General features: G+C 74.9%; 4 protein-coding genes. All 4 read left to right on the plus strand.

Annotated elements, in window-relative coordinates; genetic code table 11:
- A partial coding sequence (locus IEY71_RS18455; protein WP_229781819.1) for a RibD family protein occupies window positions 1–438 on the plus strand: 438 nt, incomplete at its 5' end.
- A gap of 1 nt (window position 439) precedes the next feature.
- Window positions 440–1,102, plus strand: coding sequence for a riboflavin synthase (locus IEY71_RS16800; RefSeq protein WP_189086536.1), 663 nt, complete (start codon window positions 440–442; stop codon window positions 1,100–1,102).
- Window positions 1,099–2,415 (plus strand): GTP cyclohydrolase II, encoded by a 1,317-nt coding sequence (gene ribA, locus IEY71_RS16805; RefSeq protein WP_189086537.1) that lies wholly within the window; start codon window positions 1,099–1,101, stop codon window positions 2,413–2,415. Before IEY71_RS16800 ends, ribA begins: the two co-directional genes overlap by 4 nt.
- A complete protein-coding gene (gene ribH / locus IEY71_RS16810) occupies window positions 2,412–2,897 on the plus strand; it encodes a 6,7-dimethyl-8-ribityllumazine synthase (RefSeq protein WP_189086538.1) in 486 nt (161 codons plus the stop codon). Before ribA ends, ribH begins: the two co-directional genes overlap by 4 nt.
- Window positions 2,898–2,967: the final 70 nt, after the last annotated feature.

The following is a 2,967-nucleotide window of genomic DNA, read 5'->3' on the forward strand; positions in this document are numbered from 1 at the left end:
GCCGACGACCCCGCGCTCACCGCGCGCGACGCCGACGGCGGGCTGCTCGAGCGGCAGCCGGTGCCCGTCGTGTTCGGCCGCCGCGAGGTGCCCGCAGGCGCCGCGCTGCGCCGCCACCCGCACGGCCTGCTGCAGTACGACGGCCACGAGCTCGCCGCGGCCCTCGAAGACCTCGCCGCGCGGGGCATCCGCTCGCTCTTCGTCGAGGGCGGGCCGACGCTCGCCTCCGCGTTCCTCGCCGCCGGCCTCGCCGACGAGCTCCTCGTCTACCTCGCGCCGACGGTGCTCGGCGGGCCCGGCCTCGCCCTCGGCGAGCTTGGCGTCCCCACGATCTCCGCGGCCCCGCGCTTCACGTTCTCCGCCGTCGAGCGTCTCGGCGACGACGTGCTCCTCGTCGCGCACCGGCCCGCACCGACCACCCCCACCGAAGGGAACTGACATGTTCACCGGCATCATCGAAGAGCTCGGCCGCATCGAGCGCATCGAGCGCGGGGCCGACGCCGCCAGGCTCACGGTCCGCGGACCGCTCGCGGTCGAGGGCGTGGCGCACGGCGACTCCATCGCCGTCTCGGGGGTCTGCCTCACCGTCGTCGACTTCGACGCCGAGCGCTTCACCGCCGACGTCATGGGCCAGACGCTCGCCGTCTCCACCCTCGACAGCGCCCGCGAGGGCCTCGCCGTGAACCTCGAGCGCGCCGCCCGCGTCGGCGACCGCCTCGGCGGGCACATCGTGCAGGGCCACATCGACGGCACCGCGAAGGTGCTGGACGTGCGCCAGGAGGACGGCTGGCGCGTCGTGCGCTTCTCCCTCGACGACGCCCACGCCCCGCTCGTCGTCGACAAGGGCTCGATCGCCGTCGACGGCGTCTCGCTCACCGTGAGCGCGGTCGGCAGCACCGCCGCCGGCCCCGACGCCGGGCACTGGTTCGAGGTGTCGCTCATCCCCGAGACGCTGCAGGCGACGACCCTCGGCGAGCGGCGGCCGGGCGAGCTCGTGAACATCGAGACCGACATCCTCGCGCGCCACGTCGCGAGGCTGCACCGCTTCGAGGGGCGCGAACTGCCGAGCTCCCTCGCCGACGAGCAGGAGGTGCGGGCATGAGCCTCGCCACCATCCCCGAAGTCCTCGACGCGCTGCGCGCGGGCAAGCCCGTGATCGTCGCCGACGACGAGGCGCGCGAGAACGAGGGCGACGCCATCATGGCGGCCGAGTTCGCGACGCAGGAGTGGATCGCCTGGATGGTGCGCCGCACGAGCGGCTTCCTCTGCGCGCCCATGCCGAACGCCTTCGCCGACCGGCTGCAGCTGCCGCCCATGGTGGCCCGCAACGAGGACGCGCGCGGCACCGCGTACACGATCTCGGTCGACGCGTCAGACCGCACCTCGACCGGCATCTCGGCGGCCGACCGCGCGCACACGCTGCGCGTGCTCGCCGACGCGGAGGCGACGCCCGAGCGGCTGATCCGGCCGGGGCACATCCTGCCGCTCCGCGCCGTCGACGGCGGCGTGCGCGAACGCGCGGGCCACACCGAGGCCGCGGTCGACCTGATGCGGCTCGCGGGGCTGTCCCCCGTCGGCGTGATCGGCGAGCTCGTGGCCGACGACGGCGAGATGATGCGCCTGCCCGGCCTCATCGAGCTCGGCGAGGAGGAGGGGCTGCCCGTCACGACCGTCGCCGCCCTCGTCGCCTGGCTCCGCGAGCATGGCGACGCCCCGGTCGGTGCGGATGCCACGGACGGCGCGGCCCCCGCCGCGGCGATCGCCGAGTCGGCGCGGGTCGATTTCGAGGTGGAGACGCTGCTGCCGACGAGCTTCGGCGAGTTCCGGGTGCGGGCGTACCGCGACCGCAAGACCGGTGCGGACCACCTCGCGATCCTGTCCGGCGACCCCGCCACGGCCGAGGGCGGCGCCATCGTGCGGGTGCACTCCGAGTGCCTGACCGGCGAGGCGCTCGGCTCGCTGAAGTGCGAGTGCGGACCGCAGCTCGACGCGGCGCTCGAGATCGTCCAGCGCGAGGGCGGCGTCGTCGTCTACCTGCGCGGGCACGAGGGACGCGGCATCGGCCTCATCAACAAGCTGCGGGCGTACCGACTGCAGGAGGACGGCCTCGACACCCTCGACGCGAACGTGGCGCTCGGCCTGCCGGCCGATGCCCGCGACTACGGCGCCGCGAGCGCCATCCTCGCCGAGCTCGGCGTCACGCGCGTGCGCCTGCTGACGAACAACCCCGAGAAGGTGCGCCAGCTCGCCGAGCACGGCGTCGACGTCGCCGAGCGGCTGCCGCTCGTCGTCGGGGTCGGCCGCGGCAACCAGCGCTACCTCGAGACCAAGGCCGCCCGGATGGGCCACCAGATCGACGAACAGCAGCTCGCGGATGCCGCGGCTGAAGCACTCCTGGAAGGACACGCATCATGAGCGGAGCAGGCTCCCCCCTCGACCGCACGAACCTCGATCTCGACGGCTCCGGCCTCGAGGTGGTCGTCGTCGCCGGCAGCTGGCACGACGAGATCACCGACGGGCTGATCGCGGGCGCGACGCGCACCCTCGACGCGGCGGGCGCCGCGCACCGGCTGGTGCGGGTGCCTGGCAGCTTCGAGCTGCCGGTGGTGGCGAAGGCCGCGCTCGAGGCCGGCGCCGACGCAGTGGTCGCCCTCGGCGTCATCATCCGCGGCGGCACGCCGCACTTCGAGTACGTCTCGGCGGCCGCGACCGACGGCCTCACCCGGGTCGCGCTCGACACGGGCAAGCCCGTGGGCTTCGGCGTGCTCACCCTCGACGACGAGCGCCAGGGCCTCGACCGGGCCGGGCTCCCCGGTTCCAAGGAGGACAAGGGACGCGAGGCCGCCGAGGCCGCGATCGCGACCGCGCGCGTGCTGCGCGGGCTCGCGGGCGCGTAGCCCGCGGCATCCGCCCTGCACCGCGAAGCGCCTCGGAACCGGTCGGTTCCGAGGCGCTTCGGCGTGAGCG

Origin of the sequence: Agromyces mediolanus (assembly GCF_014648575.1) — a bacterium.
GTDB classification, from domain to species: Bacteria; Actinomycetota; Actinomycetes; order Actinomycetales; family Microbacteriaceae; genus Agromyces; species Agromyces mediolanus.

Bases quoted from the DNA above. Each gene is read 5' to 3' on its own strand.
- IEY71_RS16800 (WP_189086536.1), top strand. From the start codon at position 440: ATGTTCACCGGCATCATCGAAGAGCTCGGCCGCATCGAGCGCATCGAG.
- ribA (WP_189086537.1), top strand. From the start codon at position 1,099: ATGAGCCTCGCCACCATCCCCGAAGTCCTCGACGCGCTGCGCGCGGGC.
- ribH (WP_189086538.1), top strand. From the start codon at position 2,412: ATGAGCGGAGCAGGCTCCCCCCTCGACCGCACGAACCTCGATCTCGAC.